We start from the raw sequence: 21,931 nt of genomic DNA, 5'->3' as shown, positions 1-21,931 counted from the left end.
TTAGCCGCCTTTAGCACCTTCAGCGCGGTTTCTCGGGTCTGCGTCGGCGCATCGGGCCGCACCGGCCGCGGCGGTCTGGCGAACGTAGCAGGAACGAACCGCCTGCCGCCACCGCTTTCGCGCGCCCCGCTACCGCCGGTCCAGCCACGCCTCCAGCGGGGCCGCGATGGCGTCCCAGCGCGACGCCACATGGTGGTAGATCGCCATGTCCAGCGCATTCGCCGCCTCGATCCGGGCGGCCAGGGCGGGGTCGGACAGCCGCGCGGCGATCTCCGCCCGTTCCGCCGCGGCCTCGCTGTTCACCCGCATCCGCGCCACCGGCGGGCGATGGGCGACGCCGAGCAGGGCACAGAGCGCGCGGAAGGACAGCGCGTAGCGTTCCTGCACGCCGATGAAGGCGTAGTGCGCCTCCAGATGCGCGATCGCCGCCGCCGCGTCCCCCGCCGCCACGATCGCGGCCGGCACCAAGTGCCGCGCCGCGCGGTTGCGCTGGCCGGGCAGGTCGAGGAAGGCGTCGAAATCCGGGATGCGCCGCCTGACCTCCTCCGCCAGCGGATGCATCGGCGATCGCTGGTAGAGGTAGTCGCTGACCAGGCGGGAGGCTGGCTCCCGCAGCATGCTGAACAGCCGCGTGCCCGGGATGCCGGCCGCCAGCCTTGCCACATGCCGCTGCTGCACATGGCCCGAGGCGAAGCGGAAGGGCTCCGCCGCATGCGCCAGCAGCGCTTCCTCCACCGCCGCGTCGTAGCGTTCCAGCGCCGGGCGGCTGCGGTCGAGATGGTCGATATGCAGGCTGCGATAGGGGTTGAGGCCGGTCGCGATCTCCGCCGTCAGGCTGCTGCCCGCGGTCTTCGGCACATGCACGAAGAGCCAGAGCGGCGGGGGCGGCGTGGCGCCGGCGGCCAGCCATTCATCGAAGCGGCCGGCCAGCAGCAGCGGCAGCGCGGCCATCGCTAGGGCCCCAGGGCTTCGGCCAGCGCCGGCGCCGCGCCGGCCAGGCGTGCGTGGAAGTGGTCGTAGATCGAGAGGTCGAGGCGATTCGCCTCCCGGATCCGCTGCGCCATGGCGGTGGTGACGCGCCGCTCATCCTCGTCATCGTCATTGACGTTGGCGCGCAGGCTCGGCCAGGTGGGGCGCCCTGCCAGCGCCGTCAGCGTGCGGAAGGAGATCTCGTACATCTCCTGGATGCCGACGAAGGCGTAGGCGCGCATGATGTGGGCGATGCAGGCGGGCGCGCGGCCGCCGCCCAGGATCGGCTCCGGCACCAGGTGCTGCGCCATCTTGTTCTGCTCCGGCGCGAAATCGACATAGTCCTCCAGCGTCGGGAAGCGCGCCGCGAAGGCTTCATGCACGGGATGCCGGCGGGATCGCTGGTGCCGGTAGTCGGAGACGACGCGGTCCACGGGGTTGCGGAGGAAGGTCACGAAGCGCGCATCGGCGAAGCCCGATTGCAGCCGCGCGACGTGCCGCGCCAGGATATGGCCGGAGGCGAAGCGGATGCCGGCCGGCCCGGCCTCCCGCATGAAGCGCTCCACCGCATCGTCCATCCGCGCATGGAAGCTGCGGCTGGTGTCGGCGTAATCCACCACGATGTTGACGTCGGGCTGCAGCAGCGCCGCGAGTTCGGTGCGGAGCGAGGTGCCGGCCGTCTTCGGGATGTGCACGAAGATGCAGGGATCGATGCCCACCGCGGCATCCCGCAGGTAGTCCGCGACGCGGCCTTCGAACAGGGCCTGCATCAGCATGGCGCGACACCCCTGGCAGAAGAGGGCCGCGCGGGCGCGGCGTGCAGGCGTCTCAATTCCGGTCGCCACTTAACATTTAGTTTCCCTAGCCCTTCGAAGGGCCCCGGGTCAACGCGCCAGCGCCTGCCGCAGATGCGCCAGCACCGCCTCCGCCGCCTCCGCCGGAGTCACGCCCACGGTGGAGATGCGCAGTTCCGGCGCCTCCGGCGGCTCATAGGGGCTGCTGACGCCGGTGAAGTTCCTGATCGTCCCCGCCATCGCCTTGGCGTAGAGCCCCTTGGGGTCGCGCTTCACGCATTCCTCGATCGGGGTATCGACGAAGACCTCGATGAACTCGCCCTTGCCCATCAGCTCCCGCACCATCCGCCGTTCGGCCCGGAAGGGCGAGATGAAGGAGCAGAGCACGATCAGCCCGGCATCGACGAAGAGCTTCGCGACCTCCCCCACGCGCCGGATGTTCTCCACCCGGTCGGCATCGGTGAAGCCGAGGTCGCGGTTGAGCCCATGGCGGAGGTTGTCGCCATCCAGCGTGTAGGTATGGCGGCCTTCGCGATGCAGCGCCTGTTCCACCAGCTTGGCGATGGTGGACTTGCCCGATCCGGACAGGCCGGTGAACCACAGGACCAGCGGCACCTGCCGGTCCAGCGCCGCGCGCGCGGCCTTGTCCACCAGGAATTCCTCCTGGTGGATGTTGGTGGCGCGGTGCAGCCCGAAGGCCACCATGCCCGCGCCGGCCGTGCGGTTGGTGAAGCGGTCCACCAGCACGAAGGCGCCGGTCTGCCGGTTCTCCGCATAGGCATCGACCGGCACGCGCTGCGCGGCGGAGAGGTTGCAGAAGCCGATCTCGTTCAGGTCCAGCCGTCGCGCCGGCAGCTGCTTCAGCGTGTTGACGTCGATGAGGTGCTTGATGGTGGTGACGGAGACCGGCGTCCAGAGATTGCCGATGCGCATCAGGTACTGCCGGCCCGGCAGCATCGCATCCTCATCCATCCAGAGCAGATGGGCCGCGAACTGGTCCGTCACCGCGGGCCGGTCCTGCGGCGGGGCGAGCACGTCGCCGCGCGCCACATCCACCTCATCCGCCAGGCAGATCGTCACCGCCTCCCCGGCCGAGGCCTCCTGCTGGTCCGCATCCGGGCCGAGGATGCGCGCCACCGTGCTGGAACGGCCGGAGGCCGCGACCACGACACGGTCCCCCACCGCGACGCGGCCGGAGGCGATGGTGCCGGAGAATCCCCGGAAATCCTGGTTCGGCCGGTTCACCCATTGCACGGGAAAGCGGAAGGGCCGGCTGGCCGCATCCGTCTCCGTATCCACGGCTTCCAGGTGTTCCAGCAGCGTCGGGCCCTGGTACCAGGGCGTGCGCGCCGACCGCGCCGTGACATTGTCCCCGAAGCGGGCGGAGAGCGGCACGGCGACCAGCGTCTGGAATCCCAGCCCCGCGGCGAAGGCGGTGTACTCCGCGACGATCCGGTCGAAGACGGCCTGGTCGAAGCCCACCAGGTCGATCTTGTTCACCGCCAGCACGACATGGCGGATGCCGAGCAGGGAGGCGATGAAGGAATGCCGCCTGGTCTGCGTCAGCACGCCCTTGCGGGCGTCGCAGAGGATGATGGCGAGGTCGGAGTTGGAGGCGCCCGTCGCCATGTTGCGCGTGTACTGCTCATGCCCCGGCGTGTCGGCGACGATGAAGCTGCGCGCGGGTGTGGCGAAGAAGCGGTAGGCGACGTCGATGGTGATGCCCTGCTGGCGCTCCGCCTCCAGCCCATCCACCAGCAGCGCGAGGTCGATCTCCTCCCCCACCGTGCCGTGCTTGCGGCTGTCCTTGGCGATGGTCGCCAGCGTGTCGTCCATGATGAGGCGGCTGTCATAGAGCAGCCGGCCGATCAGCGTGGACTTCCCGTCATCGACGGACCCGCAGGTGAGGAACCGCAGCAGCCCGCGCGCCCTTCTTCCGGCCGCCCCCAGCGCATCGGCCCCGGCGGCGGTGATCTCGGCGTCCATCGCGGCTGTCATTCCCCTCTTCCGCGCCTGCCGGCGCGGGCCCGGCCCCTTTTCCGCGCATGCCCGCGCGGGCCCGGGTTCCCCCGGGGGCCGCCGGCCGGATACAAGCCTGCTATCCCATGGCGGGACGGCGACCGGCAAGATGCGCGGCCCGCCCGCCCTGGATGCGAGGATGCCCGAGGCTGATGAACGAACTGCACGCGCTGCTGGCCCGCTTCACCGCGATTTCCGCCGAGGCGGGGGAGCGGGTGGTGGAGGTGCGCGCCCGCAGCTACGGCGTCGCCTCCAAGTCGGACGGCTCGCCCCTGACGGAGGCCGACCTGGCCGCGGATGCCGTCATCGCCGCCGAACTGCCGCGTGCCGCGCCCGGCATCCCCGTGGTGTCGGAGGAGGATGCGCTGCATGTGGCGCTGCGCGCCGGCGCGCCCTTCATCCTGGTCGATCCGCTGGACGGCACGCGGGAATTCCTCGGCCCCTCCGGCGAGTTCACGGTGAACATCGCGCTGATCGAGGATGGCGTGCCGGTCTGCGGCGTGGTCTATGCGCCCGCCCTCGGCATGGCCTGGCGCGGCATCCGTGGCGTCGGCGCGCAGGCGGCCAGGCTGGCGGTGGGCGCCGATCCGTCGCTGGCGGAGTGGCGGGCGATCCAGGCGCGGCCGCGCCCGGCCACGGACTGGACCGCCGTCGCCAGCCGGTCCCACATGGATGCGGAAACCACCGCCTTCCTGGCCGGCCTGCCGATCGGGGAGCACCGGTCCATCGGCTCCTCCATCAAGTTCTGCCTGCTCGCGCAGGGGGAGGCCGATGTCTATCCGCGCTTCGGCCCGACCATGGAATGGGACACGGCGGCGGGCCAGGCGGTGCTGGAAGCCGCGGGCGGCCGCGTCGAGACCCCGGCCGGCGCCCCCTTCCGCTACGGCAAGACGGAACAGGGCTTCCTGAATGGCGCCTTCATCGCCTGGGGCGGCTGAGGGAACCGGCCGATGATCGTCGCGGCGGATGAGAGCCTGCAACTCGGCATCGATGCGGTGATCCCGCTCTCGCCCCGGCACCACCTGGTGCTGGGCTGGGCGATGACGCCGCGGGGCGAAGGCACGGAGCTTTCCATCGCCGCCGGCCGCGCCGGCGATTGCCCGATCGAGCATTCGAGCTTCCATGCCCGCCCCTCCATCCATCCGACGGACCCGCGCCAGGCGGCGGTGAACGGCTTCGCGCTGGCCTTCGCCACGCCGGTGGAGGCGCCGTCGGAGCTGGTCTTCACCCTGCAGGCGGGGGATCGCACGGTGCGGGCGGACCTGCGGGATGGGCGCATCCCGCGGGACCTGCCCGCGGTGCTGGCCGCCACGGACTGGCAGGCTGCCTTCGGCCTGCTGCGGGATGCCGCCGCGACGCCGCTGCTGGCGCCGCTCGCCGCGCGGGCGGATCGTGCCTATGGCGCCTTCGGGGAGTGGCTGGGGCGCCTGGCCCTGGTGCGCGGGCGGCAGGAAAGGCTGGCGCCCTTCGCGGAGGTGGAGGCGCTGAGCACGCCGTCCGGGGAGGTGGTGGTGATGCTGCGCGCCACCCATCCCGTGCCGCCCGACGCCACGCTGGAGGCCGCGCTGATCGGCTACTACGCCGCGGCGGATGGCGGGCTGCCCGCACTGGTGCCGGTGCCGCTGGCCGAATGGAAGGCCGCCCCCCTGCCCACCGCCATGGCCGCCTATGGGCGCATCGAGGCCGGGTGGCTGGACCGGCTGCAGGGGCTGGAGGTGGTGCTGCATGCGCGGCTGCGGGCGGAGGAGGAGACCTGCCTGCGCATCCAGCCCCGCCCCGGCGCCGTGCCGCCGATGCTGGATGCGCTGGCCCGCGGCAACCGGCTGGCGGCGCTGCCGCTGGATGCCGGCAGCGGCCCGGCGCTCGCGCTGCTGCGGGACGTGATCGCGCGGCGGGAAGCCGCCTTCCTGCCGGTGCTGGAGGATCTGGCCGCACAGGCCGCCTCCGCCCCGCCAGCGGATGCGCCGCGGAGCCTGCTGCTGATCGGCGCCGATGACCCGACCGCGGCGCGGCTGTTCTATGGCCTGGCGCCGGAAATCGAGCGCCATTGCGACCGCCTGCTGGTGATGGGCGATGCGGCGGAGGCGGTGGCGCAGGTCTTCGCCCGCCGCGGCCGCCTGCCCGTGGCGACCGGGGCGGAGGCGGTGCAGGCGCTGCGGGACGCCGCGGGGCAGGATGGCATCCTGGCCGTGGATGTGGCGCGCTTCGCCACCGCGCTGGCGGCCGGCGCGACGGTGGCGCAGGCCCTGGTCCCGGCGCTGCGGCAGGCCGACCTGGCGCGGCTGCTCGCGCTGCATGGCGTGGCGGGCTGCGGCGCGGGGCTGCCGGACAGCCTGGCGCGGCTGCTGCGGCTGATGCGCGCGACGCCGGGCGAACTCCCCTTCCCGCCCGTGCCGTATGCCATGGCGAGCCCGGCGGTCACCGACCTCGTGAACGACCATCTCGCGAAACTCTGGACCGCCGGCGATGCCGCCGCCCGCGCCCGGATGGAGGGCGCTTCCCATGCGTGACGCGCCGCGCATCTGCATCCTCAGCCATTCCCACCCAGATTTCTCGAAGGGCGGCGGGGAGATGGCGGCCTGGCGCCAGTTCCACGCGCTGCGCAACGCCGGCCGGCGCCCGATCCTGGTCGCGGCCAGCGATATCGGCACCCGCTACGCCGCCAGCCGCGCGATCGAGCCGGTGATGCCGCATGGGGAGGATGAATACATCTACACCTTCGCCGGCATGGCGGAGGACCGGCTGGTCTGGGAGGACCCGCACCAGCGCCGCGTGCTGGTGGAGTTCCTGGCGAGCCTGCCGGTCGATGTCTTCCACCTGCATCACTACTGGCGCGTCGGCACCGACCTGATCGTGGACCTGATGGCGGCGCGCCCCGATGCGCGCTTCGCCATCACCATGCATGAGATGCTGGCCATCTGCCTGCATCACGGCCAGATGGTGCGGACCCAGTCGCGCGAACTCTGCCGGGCGGAGAGCCCGATGCGCTGCCTCACCTGCTTCCCGGACCAGACGCTGGAACGCTTCGCCATCCGCAAGGCGACGCTGCTGTCCACCCTCAGCCGCTTCGATGCCGTGATCCACCCCAGCGCCTTCATCCGCGACCGCTACGAGGCCTGGGGCCTGACGCGCCCGCATGCCGCGGTGATCGAGAACTACCTGGGCGACGAGGCGCTGGCCCTGCCCCGGCCGATCGCGCCCGCCCCGGCCGCGGCGACCAGCTTCGGCTTCTTCGGGTCGCCGACGCTGTTCAAGGGGCTCGACGTGCTGCTGCGCGCCCTGCCGCTGGCGCTCCGCGCCAACCCCGCCATCACGCTGACGGTGTTCGGCGCGGAGCGGGAGGAGGTGGTGCGGCTGTTCCCGGCGCTCGACCCCGTCATCACGGAGGTGGGCCAGGCCCTGGCCTTCGCCGGGCGCTACGATCCCGCCGACGCGGTGGCGCTGATGGGATCGGTCGGCTGGGCGGTCATGCCGTCCATCTGGTGGGAGAACTCGCCGGTGGTGATCCAGGAAGCCCGGCGCGCCGGCACGCCGCTGATCGTGGCCGATATCGGTGGCATGGCGGAGAAGGTGTTGCCCGGCGTGGACGGGATGCACTTCAAGCGCGCCTCCCCGGTGGACCTGGCGCGCGCCATGGCGGAGGCGGCGGCGCCCGGCATCCGGGCGCGCCATGCCGAAAGCCTGCGCGACGTGATGACGCGGGACGAGTTCCTCGCCGCGCTGGATGCCGCTTTCGCGGCGGGGCTGGACGCCGCCTTCGCCGCGGGGCCCCGCGGTTGAGCGCCACCACGCCGAGGCTCGCCATCGTCATGTCGCACGCCCAGCGCAGCATGGGCGGCGCGATGCGCGAAGCCGTGCTGGCCCGCGCGCTGACGGCACAGGGAATGGAGACGCGGATCTTCCGCCTGCATGGCGGCGAGGCGACGGAGGAGGAGACGGTGCTGGAGGGCGCCGTGCGTGCCACCTTCTGCCCCGCCGACAACCCGCAGGACATCCCGCATCGCCAGGTCTCCGCCGCGCTGAAGGCGGAGCTGCGCGCCTTCGCGCCGGGGGTCGTGCTCTACAAGGGCCTGGGCTACCGCGTGAACGCCGACACGCAGGCGGCGATGGAGCCGGGCACGCGCTGCGGCTTCATCGTGGGCGGCGGCGTGACGGATCCGCTCCTGCCGCAGGCCTCCCTGGTTCTGGGCGAATACCGGGAACAGCTGGTGCAGCATTTCCGCGCCCTGTTCCGCGCCGGCCAGGCGCTGGTGCTGCCGAAATACCTGGACCTGGCGGCGGCGGGGGATGGCCGCCCGGTGCCGCTGGAGGAGGCCGCCTGCGACATCATCAATGTCGGCAATTTCGGCGACGACCGGAAGAACCAGAAGGCGCTGGTCCCCTTCGCCGCGAGGCACCGCGTGATGCTGGTGGGGGGCGGCACGGGGCTGCGCGACTTCCGCCGCGCGGTGCCCGGAAGGCTGCGGCCCAACATCACCTATACGGGCAGGCTGCCGCAGGCGGAGGTCTTCGCCGCGCTGCGTCGTGCGCGGGTGATGGTGCACACCTCCTCCATGGATGGGCTGCCGCGCGCGACGGTGGAGGCGATGGCCTGCGGCGTGCCGGTCGTCGCCTATCGCAGCACCATCCAGGGCGGCATCCCGCATGGCGCGGCGGGGCTGCTGGTGGCGGAAGCCGCGCTGCCGCATGCCGTGGAGATGCTGCTGGCGGATGACGAGCTGCGCATCCGCATGGGCCAGCAGGCGCGCCGCCATGTCGACCGCCACCACGGCGTGCCGGCGATCGAGGCCGCGGCGGTCGAGGTGCTGAAGCTCCTCGGCTGAGGCTACCGCGCCGCCGCGCCCGGCTCCTATCGCGCCGCCGCGCCCGGTTCCTACCGCGCCGCCGCGCGGGCCGCCGCGATGTCCCAGGGCAGCTGGAGAAAGATCTCGTCCCAGCCCCAGAACTGGCGGAGCGAGGCACGCAGCGCATTGGGCGGCAGCACCGGGCGGTGGCCGTCATGCTGCGTCACCGGGACCAGCGGCGCCAGCAGGTCGCGCCAGAAATCCGCCGCGGCCCAGGCATCCACCACGCTGGCATGCAGCCCGACGCGAAGCGCCTGGCGGTCCGGCGCGATCCGGAAGGGCGGCGTGCCGAGGAACAGGCCCTCCTTCCCGAAGAACCGCGCCTCCGCCACCAGGGAGGAGGAGACGCCGATCACCCGCTTCACCGCGTCAAGGCCGAGCAGGACGTAGCTGTTCTCCGTGACGTCCCGGATGCGGGCGAAGGGGAGGCCGACCTGGTGGATGCCGAAGCCATCGGGGTTTTAGGGATGCGCCTTGAACAGCACGCGCCCTTCCTCTCCCACCGCCTCCCGCAAGGCAGGGCCGAAATGGCTGAGGTCGAGCAGCCTTCCGTCGCGGATCAGCGCCCGGTCCACGCGGGTCTGCCCCACCACCAGGCAGGGTTCCGTGATCGGGCGGTGCGGCGGCATGCGGCTGACCGTCGCGGCCAGCAGGTCGGCCCAGGGTTCGAAGACCAGGTCATCGGCGTGGTGGCGCCGCAGCTGCGCCATCACCTCCGGCTCCGCCGTCGCGATGGCGAAGAGCAGGTCGGGGCCGAAGCGGTAGGGGTGGATGTTGACGTCGATCCAGGTGATGCCGAGGTGGGTGAGCAGGCGCTTCTGGATTTCCGCCAATTCGAAGCCGACGACCACCGCGGCATCGGCATAGGCGGCGGCCATCATGCCGATCGCCTCCGCCGTCAGCGCCGGCGCATCGAACAGTGAGACCCATCCCTCCACATCCGGCGTCGCGCCGGCGGCGGCGTAGAAGCCGGGTGTGTCGAAGCCGGGTCCGAGGTGGTCCCACAACACCGTCTCCACCGGCAGGCCGGTGGCGGCGGCCAGCGGGCGGCGGACCAGGCGGTGGAACCAGCGGATATTGTCCCGCTGCGCCGGGCGGAAGGCTTCTTCCTGCGGCCGCAGCAGGTCGCCGCTGATCAGGATTCGCCGGCTCACTCCGCGCGCTCGATCCGCGCCCAGGACAGGCCGAGCCCCAGCGCGCGCGGGTCCCGTCGCGGCCCCTCGGCGGGGTCCGTGCGCGGGGTGGTGCGCAGCAGCAGCGTGGCGCGGGACCCGGCGGGGCGTTCGAGCAGCCGCACCCGCGCGAAGAACAGCCCGTTCCGGCCATCGCTCGACAACGGCTCGAAGGACAAGGGCATGCCGTCCAGCACCCATTCCTCCGCCGCCATGTCGAGCGTGCTGCCGAAGGGCGCGTGGACCGCGACGGTCAGCACCAGGTCGCCGCCGCCCAGCGCCGGCAGCAGAAGGGATGCCCAGGCGCCCTGCCCGGACCAGCGCAGCACGCCGCCCGCGGTCGGCTCCACGCCATACCAGCCATGGCCGATGAAATCGGGCGTACCGGCCTCCACGAAGGTGGGGCCTTCCTCCGCCGCCGCCGCCGGGCTGCGGGCCGCGATGCGCCGGGCGGCGGGGATCTGCGGCAGCGGGTCGATGCGCAGCCTTTCCTGCCGCGTCAGCGACGCTTCCTGTTGCGCCTGCGCCAGGCTGTCCGCCTGCGCGGACAGCCGCGCCAGCTGCTCCACCACGAATTCGCCGAAGATGCGCGCATCCGGCCCCAGCCGTTCCAGCAGCGGTCCCGCCGCTTCGCGCAGCCGCAGCGCATGGTGGGCCAGCAGCCCGGCATCCAGCAGCGCCGCGGCTTGCCGGTCGGGCGAAAGATCGAGCAGGGGAGACGACAGGGCGGGCATCCTCCTCGGGATGCTCCCTTCCTAGACCATCGCGGCGCCGGGCGGAATCGCCCCGATGGCCCCTGCCGCGCCGACCAGGGCGGAGGCATGATGTCCTCGACACGGTCGAAGGAGGCGCCGATGAACGCCCAGGTCTTCACCCCGCCCGCCATGGCGCTGATGGCGACGATCGTCCTGCTGTTCCCGATGCTCTATTTCGCCTTCGCGTCGCTGACCTTCTTCCTGCGCCCGCTCGCCGATCCCATCGTCGGGCGCATGCTGCGCGGCCTGTTCCATGCAAGCTTCCTGGCGGTGGCGGTGCTGGGCGCGCTGGATGCGCTGGCCCTGCTCGCGGCCGGCGCGCCGGCGGTGGCGATGGGCGTTGCGCTGCTGGCGGCGGCCGCCTTCGCGCTGCGGGCCCGGGTGCTGGCCTCGATCGACACGGTGCTGCGCGCCCCGGGGGCGGAGACGCCGCGTCGGCTGAGGCGCCTGCAACTCTCCGGCATGGCCTACAACGCCGCGCAGATCGCCCTGATGCTGGCGGCGATCCCGACGGTGTTCGGCGGGGCCTGAGGCACGCTGCGTTCGCCTGAACGCAGCTCGTGCCGGGAAGACTCTAGATCTCCTCGACCTCCGCGATCCCCGGCACCACCTTCATCGCCTGCATCAGGCGGGGCGAGACGTTGAAGCCGCCGGGCAGCGCGATCTCCACCTCCTGCCCCGGCCCCGTCACCGGCACCAGCACGACGCGCCCGCGCCCCTTGCCTTCCCGCCCGAGCAGCGTGCGGATGTGGTCCACCGCCGCGGTCTGGTCGAGCCAGAGGCGGATGCCGGTGGCCATGCCCTGCGCCACCTTCTCCAGCGGCTCCAGCTCCATCGCCGTGAGGCGCACCGTATCGCCATCGAGGCGCACCTCGGTGGTCACCACCAGCGCCTGGCCTTCCGTCAGCATCCCGTCGGCGCGGGCCAGCGTCTCGCTGAAGAAGGTGACCTCGTAGCTGCCCTCGGCGTCGCTGAACTTCACCCAGGCCATCTTGTTGCCGGTCTTGGTGCGGCCGGACTTGATGGCGACGACGGTGCCCGCCAGCTTCATCCGTGCCGACCCGCCGCGCGCGCGTTCCGCGATATGGGCCGAGGAAACGGCGCCGAGTTTGGTCAGCACCTTCTTGTAGGCATCCAGCGGATGGGCGGAGAGGTGGAAGCCGACGGCCTCCGCCTCATAGGTCAGGCGTTCCAGCGTCGGCCAGTCCTGCGCCTCCGGCAGGCGCAGCGGCGGCGGCGCGGTCTCGGCGCCGAACATGTCGCGCGTCGGGTTGGCGCGGCGCTCGGCCGCTTCCTGCGCCGCGCGCAGCACCGCCTCCACCCCCTGCACCATCTTCGCGCGGTTCTTCTCCAGGCTGTCGAAGGCGCCGGCGCGGGCCAGGTTCTCCAGCTGCATCTTGTTCAGCAGCTTCGGATCGACGCGCCCCGCGAAATCCGACAGGGACGCGAAGGGGCCGGAGGCATCGCGCGCCGCGACCAGGTCCTTCATCGCGCCAAGGCCCACGCGCTTCACCGCGGCAAGGGCGAAGCGGATGGCGACGCTGCCATCCTCCCGGTTCTCCAGCACGAATTCCGCGCCCGACTTGTTCACATCCGGCGGCAGCACCGCGATGCCGAGCCGCGCGGCTTCCTGCATATGGCCCGCGAGCTTGTCGGTATTGCCGAGGTCGAGCGACATCGAGGCGGCGAGGAAGGCGACCGGGTGGTTCGCCTTCAGCCAGGCCGTATGGTAGCTGACCAGCGCATAGGCGGCGGCGTGCGACTTGTTGAAGCCGTATTCCGCGAACTTCTCCATGAGGTCGAAGATCTCGCCGGCCTTGCCTTCCGGTACGCCGTTCTTCACGGCGCCCTCGACAAAGATCTTGCGCTGCGCCTCCATCTCGCTGCGGATCTTCTTGCCCATCGCGCGGCGCAGCAGGTCGGCGCCGCCCAGGCTGTAGCCCGCCAGCTCCTGGCTGATCTGCATGACCTGCTCCTGGTAGACCAGGATGCCGTAGGTCTCGCCCACGATGTTCATGATGGCGGGGTGCGGCGGTTCCCACTTCTCGCCATGCTTGCGCTGGCAATAGGCGGGGATGTTCGCCATCGGGCCCGGGCGATACAGCGACACCGCCGCGATCAGATCCTCGAACCGGTCGGGCCGCATCATGCGGAGACATTCGCGCATGCCCTGGCCTTCGAACTGGAACACGCCCGCCGCATCGCCCTTGGCGAGCATGGCGTAGGTCTTGGCGTCATCGAGCGGAATGCGCTCCAGCGCGATCTCCACGCCCTGCTTCGCCAGCATCTGGACGGCGCGCTGCAGGACGGTGAGGGTCTTGAGGCCCAGGAAGTCGAACTTCACCAGGCTCGCCTGCTCGACATACTTCATCGAGTACTGCGTGATCAGCATCGGGCTGCGCGGATCGCGGTAGAGCGGCACGATCTCGTTCAGTTCCTTGCGCCCGATGACGACGCCGGCGGCGTGGGTGGAGGCGTTGCGGTACAGCCCCTCCAGCTCCTGCGCCACTTCCAGCAGGCGGCTCACCTGCTCGTCATTGTCGCGCATCTCCTGCAGCTTCGGCTCACCCTCGATCGCCTGCGCCAGCGTCACGGGCTTGGCGGGGTTGAAGGGGATGAGGCTGGCGATGCGGTCCACCTGGCCATAGGGCAGGCCCATCACGCGGCCGACGTCGCGCACCGCGGCCTTGGCCTGCAGCTTGCCGAAGGTGATGATCTGCGCGACGCGGTCGGCGCCGTATTCGCGCACGACATACTGGATCACCTCGTCGCGGCGGTCCTGGCAGAAGTCGATGTCGAAGTCCGGCATCGACACGCGCTCGGGGTTCAGGAAGCGCTCGAACAGCAGGCCGAAGCGCATCGGGTCGAGGTCGGTGATCAGCAGCGCCCAGGCGGCGACGGAACCGGCACCCGATCCGCGCCCCGGGCCCACGGGGATGTCGTGCTGCTTCGCCCATTGGATGAAGTCGGCCACGATGAGGAAGTAGCCGGAGAAGCCCATCTTCTCGATCACCGAGAGCTCATAGGCGAGCCGTTCGCGATATTTGGGCCGCTCCGCCTCCGGCGTGCCCTGGTCCTCCAGCCGCTTCTCGAGGCCGCTCGTCGCCATGTCGGCGACCGTCTCGGCCTCCGTCATGCCGGGCTTCACCTTGGGGCAGATCGGCAGTTCCGGCTTCTTCGATTCCGCCATCACCGCGCAGCGCCGCGCAATGGCGAGGGTGTTGTCGCACGCATCGGGCAGGTCCGCGAACAGCTCCCGCATGGCCGCGGCCGACTTGAAGTAGTGCTCCGGCGTCACGCGGCGACGGTCGGTCTCCGCGATCACGCGGCCCTCCGCGATGCAGAGCAGCGCGTCATGCGCCGCATGCATCTCCGGCTTCGCGAAATAGACGTCGTTGGTGGCGACGATGGGCAGCCGCGCGGCATCGGCCAGCGCCAGCAGCCCGGGCTCGATCACCTTCTCCACCGGCAGGCCATGGCGCTGCAGCTCGACCGCCAGGCGGTCCGGGAACATCCCTGCCAGCTTCGCCAGCAGCTTCTCCGCGGCGTCCCGCCGCCCTTCCGCCAGCAGGCGGCCGAGCGGGCCGGTGGTGCCGCCGGTCAGCAGGAACAGCCCTTCGCTGTGGCTCGCCAGCGCGGCCAGCGTCACGCAGGGCTCGCCGGAGGGATCGGAGGCGAGGTAGCCGAAGGAGGAGAGGCGCTGGAGGTTCTCGAGCCCCGCCGCATCCATGGCCAGCGCCACGATCGGGTCCGGCCGGTTGCGGTTCGGGTCGCTGGCGCGGCCGCCACCCTCATCCGTCTCGCCGCGCGCCAGGTTGAGCTGGCAACCCATGATGGGCTGGATGCCCTTGCCCGTGCAGGCCTGGCTGAATTCCAGCGCACCGAAGAGGTTGGCACTGTCCGTCAGCGCCACCGCCGGCATGCCATCCGCCCGCGCCAGCGCCGGCAGCTTGTCCGCCTTGATGGCCCCCTCCGACAGCGAATAGGCGGAATGGGTATGGAGGTGGATGAAGCTGCTCATGCCCCCCAAGGTAGGGCCCGATGGGCCCGGAATCCACGACTTCGCCTTGCGCCGCAGCCGGCCGCCATCCCAGGCTGTGGACAATGCGCGACTCGACCGACCTCCCCCTGCTCCGCCGGGCCATCGCCCTCTCCGAGGAAAGCCGCGCGGAGGGCAACCACCCCTTCGCCGCCCTCCTCGCCGCGCCCGACGGCACGGTGCTGATGGAAGCGAAGAACGGCTTCCACCCGCATGGCGACGGCACCGCCCATGCCGAAAGGCTGCTCGCCACCCGCGCCTGCATCGAACTCAGCCCGGAGGTCCGCGCCACCGCCACCATGGTCAGCAGCGCGGAGCCCTGCGCCATGTGCGCCGGTGCGATCTACTGGGCCGGCATCGGGCGGCTGGTCTATGGCCTGTCGGAATCACGCCTGAAGGCGCTGATCGGCCCGCATCCGGAGAACCTGACCATGGACCTGCCCTGCCGCCAGGTCTTCGCCGCCGGCCAGCGCAGCATCGCCGTGGAAGGGCCGCTGCTGGAGGACGAGGCGGAGGCGCCGCATCGCGGCTTCTGGTAGGATCGCGCGCATGAAGACCTATCGCCAGATCTGGGAAGCGCCCAAGGCCTTCCGGTCCGACAAATGGGACCACTACCTCGACCTCTATGACCGCTACCTCGCGCCCTACCGGGATGGCCGCGCCATCACCTACCTGGAGATCGGCGTGCAGGGCGGCGGGTCGCTCTGCGTGGCGCGGGAATATTTCGGGCCGGAGGCGCGGATCTTCGGCATAGACCTCGACCCCGCCAGCCGCGCGGTGGAGGAAGCCGGCATCGCCGACCGGGTCTTCACCGGTGCGCAGGGCGACTTCGACTTCCTGAACGAGGTGATCGCCGCGACGGGCACCCCCGACATCATCATCGATGACGGATCGCACCAGCAGGGCGACGTGGTCGGCACCTTCCTCGCGCTGTTCCCGGTGCTGGCGGAAGACGGCCTCTATGTGGTGGAGGACACCCACACGGTCCACTATCCCTCCCACCAGGACACCACGCTCGGCATCAACTTCTACGACTACTTCAAGGGCCTGGCAGACAAGATGATGCCGGACTTCATGGTGCCGAACCGCCACCGCGCCCGCTTCCGGGAACATCCGGAGCAGCGCGAGGGACGGCTGGAGCGGCGCAACACCATCGGCACCGCCATCGGCGGGCTGCACTTCCACGACAGCATGATCGTGGTGGAGAAGACGCCCTACCGCGAAGCCTGGCGCCGGAATGCCTGAAGCGCGCGATATCGTCTTCGTCATCGAGCGGGCGCAGCAGCGGGCGGGCTCCGCCCATCTCCGAGGACGGCAACTCGCGAGCCTCTTCGCCGAGGTGGCCAAGGACTACGGCCGCCGCGTGCGCGTGGCCTTCACCGACGAAGCCATCGAGAACGCCGTCGCCATCGTCAACAAATCGGCGCTGATGCCGAAGCCGCAGGACGTGGTGGCGCGGCTGAAGGCGGCGGGCTGCACGGTGCTGGTGGATTTCGTGGACCGCCGCGTGACCGCGGCCGATGGCGACCCTGCCGATGGCTTCATCGCCGTCTCCGCCCTGCAATACCGGCACCTCCGCGCCACCTGGCCGGACAAGCCCGTGCTGCACCTGCCGCACCATGTGGACCTCGACCTCTGGCCCGTCGCCTGCCAGTGGGACCACTTCGCCTGCGGCTATTTCGGCAACCTCGACAACGCCGCACACCTCGACGCCGTGCGGGAAGCCGGGCTGGTCACGACGATCGAGACGCTGACGGCGAACAAGAACCACTGGTTCGAACAGCTGCCAGGCTACAACCTGCACTACGCCTTTCGGCCCCGCGCGCTCTGGGGCGCAGGCTTCAAGCCCTTCACCAAGGGCTTCACCGCCGCCCATGCCGGCGCCATCGTCGTCATCGCCGATGACGATGAGGAAGCGACCGGACTGCTCGGCGCCGACTACCCCTTCCAGATCCCCGCCAGCGCCGACGCCACCACCGTCATCGACCACCTCCACGCGATCCGCGACAGCTTCGGCAACGCCGAATGGCGCACCGCCCGCCTGCGCATGCGACGGCTCCGCACCATCTCCTCGGCGCCCTACCTCCTCGACCTGATCCGCGCCTCGGCCTTCGAGGTGGGGCTGCATGAGGGGGTGTTCGCGTAGGCGGTGGCGCGCCCGGGCGTAGGCTGCTCCGGTTGCCTCGGGGAAAGGGCTCCGCCCCTTCCCCGAACCCCTTCCCCGCCAGGGGCGTCGCGCCCCTGGACCGCGAGGTTATCGGGGGATGGAGGGAGGGGCGTGGAACGCGCTCCGGACAAGCGGTCGCGCGGTGCCCCTCCCTCCATCCCCCGATCTCATGGGGTTCCAAGGGCCCGCTGGCCCTTGGCGGGGAGAGGTCTGGAGAGGGGCCGGCGGCCCCTCTCCGGGGGCCACCAGCGCACCCCACGCCCGGGCCCGGCTACGCCTGCTCGATCTTCCCCCCCCGCAGCGTCACCACGCGGTCCATGCGCGCGGCCAGGTCGGGGTTGTGGGTGGCGATGAGGGCGGCCATGCCGCTGCCGCGGACGGCGTCGAGCAGTTCGTGGAAGACGCGGTCGGCGGTCTCCACGTCGAGGTTGCCGGTGGGCTCGTCGGCCAGCAGCACGCGGGGCTGGTTGGCCAGCGCGCGGGCGATGGCGACGCGCTGCTGTTCGCCGCCGGAGAGGCGTCCGGGGCGGTGGTCTTCCCGCTTCGCCAGGCCGAAGCGGGCGAGCAGCGCGTGGGCGCGTTCGGTCGCGGCGCGGCGCGGCGTGCCGGCGGCGAGCTGGGGCAGGATGATGTTCTCGGCGGCCGAGAATTCGGGCAGCAGGTGGTGGAACTGGTAGACGAAGCCGATGCCCTGGCGGCGGATGGCCGTGCGCGCATCGTCGGAGAGGGTGCCGGCGGCCTGGCCGTTGAAGAAGACCTCGCCACCATCGGGCTTCTCGAGCAGCCCGGCCAGGTGCAGCAGGGTGGATTTGCCGGTGCCGGAGGGCGCGACGAGGGCGACGATCTCGCCGGGCACGAGGGAGAGCTCGGCGCCGGTCAGCACCGGCAGCTCGCCGGCTTCCGTGCGGAAGCGGCGGATCACGCCGGCGAGGCGCAGGGCGGGTTCACTCATTGCGGAGCGCTTCCACGGGATCGAGCCGCGCGGCGCGCCAGCTCGGGATGAGGGTGGCCAGCAGCGAGAGCCCGAATCCGAGGCCGAGCACCTGCGCGACCTCATGCGGGTCCACCACGGCGGGGATCTGCGTCAGCAGGTAGACATTGGGGTCGAAGACCGTGGTGCCCGTCGCCGCCATCAGCGCCTGGCGGATGCTCTCGATATTGGCGCAGAAGATCAGGCCGAGCCCGAAGCCCAGGACGGTGCCGAGCCCTCCGATCGCCGCGCCGCAGAGCAGGAAGATGCGCAGCACCGCGAAGCGTCCCGCGCCCATGGTGCGCAGGATGGCGATGTCCCGCCCCTTGTCCTTCACCAGCATCGTCAGGCTGGAGACGATGTTGAAGGCGGCGACGAGGATGATGAGGGTCAGGATCAGGAACATCACGTTCCGCTGCACCTGCACGATCTGGAAGAAGCCGCTATTGGCGTCCTGCCAGTCGGTGATGCGCAGCGACGGGCCGGCCGCGGCGCGGATGGCCTGCGCGGCTTCCAGCACCTCGTCGGGATTGCGGAGATGGACCTCCACCAGGGTCGCGCTGCGCGGCATCTGGAAGAATGTCTGCGCCGCGGGCAGCGGCACGAAGGTGAAGCCGGCGTCGTAATCCTGCATGCCGACTTCGAAGATGGCGGCAACGCGATAGGCACGCAGCCGCGGCACCGTGCCGAAGACGGTGACGCGGCCGATGGGGGAGACGACGGTGACGCGATCGCCCACGCCGACGGAAAGCCGCCGCGCCAGGCCGACGCCGATGAGGATGGAATCGTCGCCCTGGAAATCGGCCAGCGATCCCGCGCGGATGTTCTCCGCCACGATGCGGCGGGCGCGGAGGTCATCGGGCGCGATGCCGCGCAGCAGCCCGCCGGCGGCGCTGCCGCCATCGCTGGTCAGCAGCACCTGGCCTTCCACCACCGGCGTCGCCTGCGCCACCTGCGGCAGGGCGCGGATGCGGGCCACGATGTCGGCGAAGTTCTCGACGGTGCCGCGTTCGCCGGTGACGCCGAGATGGCCGTTGAGGCCGAGGATGCGCCCCAGCAATTCCTGCCGGAAGCCGCCCATCACGGACAGCACGACGATCAGTGTCGCGATGCCGAGCGCGATGCCGACGACCGAGAAGCCCGCGATGACGGAGACGAAGCGCTCCCCCTTGCGCGCCCAGAGGTAGCGCGCGGCGACGGCACGCTCGAAGGGGCCGAAGATGCCAGGCTCAGCCATGGCGCAGCGCCTGGGCGGGATCGATGCGCGCCGCGCGCCACGACGGATAAAGCGTGGCGAGCAGCGACAGGGCGAGCCCCATCACCAGCACCTGCACCACCTCCCGCGGGTCCACCACGGCGGGGAGTTGCGCGAGGAAGAGCAGTTCCTGGCTGAAGAAGGGCGTGCCCCGCAGCGCGAGCACGCCCGCGCGGAGATTCTCGAAGTTCAGGCAGACCGTCAGGCCGAGGGCAAAGCCGATCAGCGTGCCGCCGCAGCCCACGGACCCGCCGCAGATCAGGAAGATGCGCAGGATGGCGCCGCGCGTCGCGCCCATGGTCCGCAGGATGGCGATGTCCTTGCCCTTGTCCTTCACCAGCATCGTCAGGGAGGAGATGATGTTGAAGGCGGCGACGAGGATGATGAGGGTCAGGATCAGGAACATCACGTTCCGCTCCACCACCACCGCCGCATACATGGTGCTGTTGGTGTCCTGCCAGTCGGCGATCCGCAGCGGCTGGCCGGCGAGCGCGGCGCGCACCGCTTCCGTCGCGCCGCGCACCTGCGTCGGGTCCGCCACCATCAGCTCGATCTGGCTGACGGCATCGCCGAGGCCGAAGAAATCCTGCGCGGCATCGAGGGGGATGAAGAGGTGCCGGTTGTCGTATTCCGGCATGCCGACATCGAAGAGCGCCACGACCTGGAAGCTGCGGAGCTTGGGGGCGGCGGTGAAGTCCGACCCACGCGCCTGCGGCAGCACCAGGCTGACGCGGTCGCCGACGCGGACGCCCATGCGGATGGCCATGCGCTGTCCCATCACCAGCGCGTCCTGGTCGCGGAAGTCGTCCAGCGTGCCGCGGCGCAGCGCATAGGCGATGGTGCTGCGCGCGCGGAGGTCGGCGGGCGCGATGCCGCGCACCAGCGCGCCGGCAGCGCCACCGGCCTCGCTGGTCACCAGAAGCTGCCCCTCCACGATGGGCGCCACCTGCGTGAGGCCCGGCAGCGCCTGCAACCGCGCGACCAGGCCCGCATGGTCCGGCAGCCGGTTGCCGCTGGCGGGCTGCACGATGAGATGCCCGTTCAGCCCGATGATCCGGCCGATGAGGTCCTGCCGGAAGCCGTTCATCACCGCCATGACGATGATCAGCGTCGCCACGCCCAGCGCGATGCCGACCAGCGAGAAGATGGCGATGATGGAGACGAAGCGCTCGCCCTTGCGGGCGCGGAGGTAGCGGCCCGCGACCGCGCGTTCGAACGCCCCGAACATCCTCAGCCCAGGATTTTCGTCAGGGCATCCTCGGGCGAGACTTCCTGCTTCTCGCCCGTCGCGCGGCGCTTCAGCTCCACCACGCCATTGGCCGCGCCGCGCGGCCCGACCGTGACCTGCCAGGGATGGCCCATCAGGTCGGCATCGGCGAATTTCGGGCCGGCGCGCTCGCTGCGGTCGTCATAGAGGCTCTCGGGGATGGCAGCATACATCCGCTCGCTCAGCGCGTCGCAGGCGGCGTCGCCCTGCTTCAGGTTGATCACCACGGCCTTGAAGGGCGCGACCGCATCCGGCCACTTGATGCCCTGCTCGTCGTGGTTGGCCTCGATCGTCGCGCCCACCAGGCGGGAGACGCCGATGCCGTAGCTGCCCATCTCCGGCACCACGGTCTTGCCATCCGGCCCCTGCACGGACAGGCCCATGGTCGCGGAGTACTTGGTGCCGAAATAGAAGATGTGGCCGACCTCGATGCCGCGGGCGGAGACGCGCTTGGCTTCCGGCACCTGTTCCCAGGCGGCGGGGTCGTGCATCTCCTCGGTGGCGGCGTAGTGGCTGGTCCAGGCATCCACGGCCGGCGCCAGGTCGGCGCCGTAATCCGGCGCGCTCGCCAGCGCATCCATGTCGAGCAGGTCCTGGCTGACGAAGACCTGGGACTCGCCGGTCTCCGCCAGGATGATGAATTCGTGGGAGAGGTTGCCGCCGATCGGCCCGGTATCCGCGCGCATCGGCACCGCCTTCAGCCCCATGCGAGCGAAGGTGCGGAGATAGGCCAGGAACATCTGGCGGTAGCTGTGCTGCGCGCCTTCCTTCGTCAGGTCGAAGGAATAGGCGTCCTTCATCAGGAATTCGCGGCCGCGCATGACGCCGAACCGCGGGCGCACCTCGTCCCGGAACTTCCACTGGATGTGGTAGAGGTTGCGCGGCAGGTCGCGGTAGCTCTTGGCGTAGCCCCGGAAGATGTCGGTCACCATCTCCTCATTGGTGGGGCCGTAGAGGCATTCGCGGTCATGCCGATCCCGCAGGCGCAGCATTTCCGGCCCATAGGCGTCGTAGCGGCCGGACTGACGCCAGAGGTCGGCCGACTGGATGGTCGGCATCAGGATCTCCTGCGCGCCGGCGCGGTCCTGCTCCTCCCGCACGATCTGCTCGATCTTCTGCAGCACGCGCCAGCCCAGCGGCAGCCAGGCGTAGATGCCGGCCGAGGTCTGCCGCACGAGCCCCGCGCGCAGCATCAGGCGGTGGGACGCGATGGTCGCCTCCGCCGGGGTTTCCTTCAGGGTGGGGAGGAAGGCACGGGAGAGGCGCAAGGGGCGGATCCTCAGCGGAGGTCGGGGGCGCATACCTAGCCCGCCCTGCGCGCCCGGGAAACACCACCCGGAACGGAGAGAGGGCCGAGGCCCTCACGTGCTGCACCGCAGCAACAAATGTTCGCGTTGACCCCGGTTTTCGGCAAGGAAAGAGCGAAAAAACGCTCCGGCGCTTAAGAAACCCCTTCCCAACCCGCATCGAGGGGGGCTACAAAAAAAACGGGCAGCACCACAGGTGCCGCCCGAGTTTAGGGAGGAAACGCCAGTCACACGGCAGAGAGAGGATCAACCTCTCCCTGGACCCAATGTGACCCTGTGAACCAAGGTGGCACAACAGAAAACGCCACCATCGGAAGCCAAAAAACAGGCTTCCAGAACAAAACTGCGCGTTTTACGGGCGGCACCCGCGGGG

General features: G+C 70.8%; 19 protein-coding genes. 8 read left to right on the top strand and 11 right to left on the bottom strand.

Annotated elements, in window-relative coordinates; all coding sequences use genetic code 11:
- Window positions 1–129 precede the first annotated feature (129 nt).
- The 3 genes from G3576_RS27270 to cysN all read right to left on the bottom strand — a co-directional run bounded on the left by G3576_RS27270 (window position 130) and on the right by cysN (window position 3,761).
- A complete protein-coding gene (locus G3576_RS27270) occupies window positions 130–951 on the bottom strand; it encodes a sulfotransferase family 2 domain-containing protein (RefSeq protein WP_164697650.1) in 822 nt (273 codons plus the stop codon).
- A gap of 2 nt (window positions 952–953) precedes the next feature.
- Entirely contained in the window at window positions 954–1,745 is a 792-nt protein-coding gene (locus G3576_RS27265) for a sulfotransferase family 2 domain-containing protein (protein ID WP_164697649.1), read from the bottom strand.
- A 108-nt stretch (window positions 1,746–1,853) separates the two neighbouring features.
- A complete protein-coding gene (cysN, locus tag G3576_RS27260) occupies window positions 1,854–3,761 on the bottom strand; it encodes a sulfate adenylyltransferase subunit CysN (protein WP_164697648.1) in 1,908 nt (635 codons plus the stop codon).
- A 173-nt stretch (window positions 3,762–3,934) separates the two neighbouring features.
- Here cysN and cysQ point away from each other — a divergent pair, with 173 nt between their 5' ends.
- The 4 genes from cysQ to G3576_RS27240 are packed head-to-tail and all read left to right on the top strand — an operon-like array spanning window position 3,935 to window position 8,605.
- Entirely contained in the window at window positions 3,935–4,720 is a 786-nt protein-coding gene (gene cysQ / locus G3576_RS27255) for a 3'(2'),5'-bisphosphate nucleotidase CysQ (protein WP_164697647.1), read from the top strand.
- Window positions 4,721–4,732: 12 nt separating this feature from the next.
- On the top strand, window positions 4,733–6,292 hold the full coding sequence (locus tag G3576_RS27250; protein WP_164697646.1) for a hypothetical protein: 1,560 nt from the start codon (window positions 4,733–4,735) through the stop codon (window positions 6,290–6,292).
- On the top strand, window positions 6,285–7,562 hold the full coding sequence (locus G3576_RS27245; protein WP_164697645.1) for a glycosyltransferase: 1,278 nt from the start codon (window positions 6,285–6,287) through the stop codon (window positions 7,560–7,562). Before G3576_RS27250 ends, G3576_RS27245 begins: the two co-directional genes overlap by 8 nt.
- The gene (locus G3576_RS27240; protein ID WP_164697644.1) at window positions 7,559–8,605 is read left to right on the top strand and encodes a glycosyltransferase family 4 protein; all 1,047 of its coding nucleotides are present in this window, start codon (window positions 7,559–7,561) and stop codon (window positions 8,603–8,605) included. The genes G3576_RS27245 and G3576_RS27240 overlap by 4 nt, the downstream gene beginning before the upstream one ends.
- A gap of 50 nt (window positions 8,606–8,655) precedes the next feature.
- Here G3576_RS27240 and G3576_RS27235 read toward each other — a convergent pair whose 3' ends face one another.
- The 3 genes from G3576_RS27235 to G3576_RS27225 form a co-directional block, all read right to left on the bottom strand.
- Complete coding sequence (locus G3576_RS27235; RefSeq protein ID WP_164697643.1) at window positions 8,656–8,991, bottom strand: hypothetical protein; 336 nt, start codon at window positions 8,989–8,991, stop codon at window positions 8,656–8,658.
- A gap of 96 nt (window positions 8,992–9,087) precedes the next feature.
- A complete protein-coding gene (locus G3576_RS27230) occupies window positions 9,088–9,780 on the bottom strand; it encodes a hypothetical protein (RefSeq protein ID WP_164697642.1) in 693 nt (230 codons plus the stop codon).
- On the bottom strand, window positions 9,777–10,532 hold the full coding sequence (locus tag G3576_RS27225) for a hypothetical protein (RefSeq protein ID WP_164697641.1): 756 nt from the start codon (window positions 10,530–10,532) through the stop codon (window positions 9,777–9,779). Before G3576_RS27225 ends, G3576_RS27230 begins: the two co-directional genes overlap by 4 nt.
- Before the next feature lie 120 nt (window positions 10,533–10,652).
- Here G3576_RS27225 and G3576_RS27220 point away from each other — a divergent pair, with 120 nt between their 5' ends.
- On the top strand, window positions 10,653–11,084 hold the full coding sequence (locus tag G3576_RS27220; RefSeq protein WP_164697640.1) for a hypothetical protein: 432 nt from the start codon (window positions 10,653–10,655) through the stop codon (window positions 11,082–11,084).
- A gap of 43 nt (window positions 11,085–11,127) precedes the next feature.
- Here G3576_RS27220 and dnaE read toward each other — a convergent pair whose 3' ends face one another.
- The gene (gene dnaE, locus G3576_RS27215; protein ID WP_164697639.1) at window positions 11,128–14,574 is read right to left on the bottom strand and encodes a DNA polymerase III subunit alpha; all 3,447 of its coding nucleotides are present in this window, start codon (window positions 14,572–14,574) and stop codon (window positions 11,128–11,130) included.
- 83 nt (window positions 14,575–14,657) lie between these two features.
- On the opposite strand from dnaE, the gene G3576_RS27210 reads away from it, so the two are divergent.
- From G3576_RS27210 to G3576_RS27200, 3 genes are read left to right on the top strand one after another with little or no spacing between them, the layout of a single operon-like run.
- A complete protein-coding gene (locus G3576_RS27210; protein ID WP_164697638.1) occupies window positions 14,658–15,131 on the top strand; it encodes a nucleoside deaminase in 474 nt (157 codons plus the stop codon).
- A gap of 10 nt (window positions 15,132–15,141) precedes the next feature.
- On the top strand, window positions 15,142–15,837 hold the full coding sequence (locus G3576_RS27205) for a class I SAM-dependent methyltransferase (RefSeq protein WP_164697637.1): 696 nt from the start codon (window positions 15,142–15,144) through the stop codon (window positions 15,835–15,837).
- Window positions 15,830–16,738, top strand: a complete 909-nt coding sequence (locus tag G3576_RS27200; RefSeq protein WP_164697636.1) for a hypothetical protein — start codon at window positions 15,830–15,832, stop codon at window positions 16,736–16,738. The genes G3576_RS27205 and G3576_RS27200 overlap by 8 nt, the downstream gene beginning before the upstream one ends.
- 292 nt (window positions 16,739–17,030) lie before the next feature.
- Here the strand turns inward: G3576_RS27200 and G3576_RS27195 are convergent, their stop codons facing one another.
- Genes G3576_RS27195 through proS form a run of 4 tightly spaced genes read right to left on the bottom strand, consistent with a single transcriptional unit; the run spans window position 17,031 to window position 21,519 of the window.
- On the bottom strand, window positions 17,031–17,711 hold the full coding sequence (locus G3576_RS27195; protein WP_164697635.1) for an ABC transporter ATP-binding protein: 681 nt from the start codon (window positions 17,709–17,711) through the stop codon (window positions 17,031–17,033).
- Window positions 17,704–18,951: a lipoprotein-releasing ABC transporter permease subunit gene (locus G3576_RS27190; protein ID WP_164697676.1), complete on the bottom strand. Its 1,248-nt coding sequence runs from the start codon at window positions 18,949–18,951 to the stop codon at window positions 17,704–17,706. The genes G3576_RS27195 and G3576_RS27190 overlap by 8 nt, the downstream gene beginning before the upstream one ends.
- Window positions 18,952–18,958: 7 nt before the next feature.
- Window positions 18,959–20,212 carry a lipoprotein-releasing ABC transporter permease subunit gene (locus G3576_RS27185; RefSeq protein WP_164697634.1) on the bottom strand — a complete coding sequence of 418 codons (1,254 nt, stop codon included), beginning with the start codon at window positions 20,210–20,212 and terminating at the stop codon, window positions 18,959–18,961.
- Between the two features lie 2 nt (window positions 20,213–20,214).
- The gene (gene proS / locus G3576_RS27180) at window positions 20,215–21,519 is read right to left on the bottom strand and encodes a proline--tRNA ligase (protein ID WP_164697633.1); all 1,305 of its coding nucleotides are present in this window, start codon (window positions 21,517–21,519) and stop codon (window positions 20,215–20,217) included.
- Between the last annotated feature and the right edge of the window lie 412 nt (window positions 21,520–21,931).

Source organism: Falsiroseomonas algicola, from assembly GCF_011040385.1.
Taxonomy (GTDB): domain Bacteria; phylum Pseudomonadota; class Alphaproteobacteria; order Acetobacterales; family Acetobacteraceae; genus Falsiroseomonas; species Falsiroseomonas algicola.
Note: the sequence above shows the minus strand (reverse complement) of the source record. Positions and strands in the feature narration are given on the sequence as shown.